Below are 877 nucleotides of genomic sequence, written 5' to 3' on the forward strand. Positions count from 1 at the left end.
CCCGCCGCCGTCGTACGCCGGTCAGTGTTGCGTCAACCGGTGCTAATCGTTGACGAGGTCGTTGACCACGATCGTCTGGTCGCGGTCCGGGCCGACGCCGATCGCGGAGAACCGGGTACCGGAGAGCTTTTCCAGGGCCAGGACGTAGTTCCGGGCGTTCTCCGGCAGGTCCTCCAGGGTGCGGGCGCCGGTGATGTCCTCGGTCCAGCCTTCGAAGTATTCGAAGATCGGCTTGGCGTGGTGGAACTCGGTCTGGGTCATGGGCATTTCGTCGTGCCGCACGCCGTCGACGTCGTAGGCCACGCAGACCGGGATCTGTTCGATGCCCGTCAGCACGTCTAGCTTGGTGACGAAGTAGTCCGTAAAGCCGTTGACCCGGGAGGCGTGGCGTGCCAGCACGGCGTCGTACCAGCCGCAGCGGGCCGCCCCTGCAAGGGCGACCCGCCGCCGTCGTACGCCGGTCAGTGTTGCGTCAACCGGTGCTAATCGTTGACGAGGTCGTTGACCACGATCGTCTGGTCGCGGTCCGGGCCGACGCCGATCGCGGAGAACCGGGTACCGGAGAGCTTTTCCAGGGCCAGGACGTAGTTCCGGGCGTTCTCCGGCAGGTCCTCCAGGGTGCGGGCGCCGGTGATGTCCTCGGTCCAGCCTTCGAAGTATTCGAAGATCGGCTTGGCGTGGTGGAACTCGGTCTGGGTCATGGGCATTTCGTCGTGCCGCACGCCGTCGACGTCGTAGGCCACGCAGACCGGGATCTGTTCGATGCCCGTCAGCACGTCTAGCTTGGTGACGAAGTAGTCCGTAAAGCCGTTGACCCGGGAGGCGTGGCGTGCCAGCACGGCGTCGTACCAGCCGCAGCGGCGGGGACGGCCGGTGT

Annotated in this window: 1 protein-coding gene and 1 pseudogene; both read right to left on the reverse strand. The window is 66.1% G+C overall.

The annotated features are described in order from the left end of the window. Positions 1-42: 42 nt before the first annotated feature. Positions 43-420: pseudogene (locus Y706_RS0116185) on the reverse strand (adenylosuccinate synthetase); the annotation flags it as partial. Positions 421-482: 62 nt separating this feature from the next. Further along, positions 483-877: adenylosuccinate synthetase (locus Y706_RS28300; protein WP_043436305.1), on the reverse strand; the 395-nt coding region annotated here is incomplete at its 5' end.

Origin of the sequence: Arthrobacter sp. I3 (assembly GCF_000520575.1) — a bacterium.
GTDB classification, from domain to species: Bacteria; Actinomycetota; Actinomycetes; order Actinomycetales; family Micrococcaceae; genus Arthrobacter; species Arthrobacter humicola_A.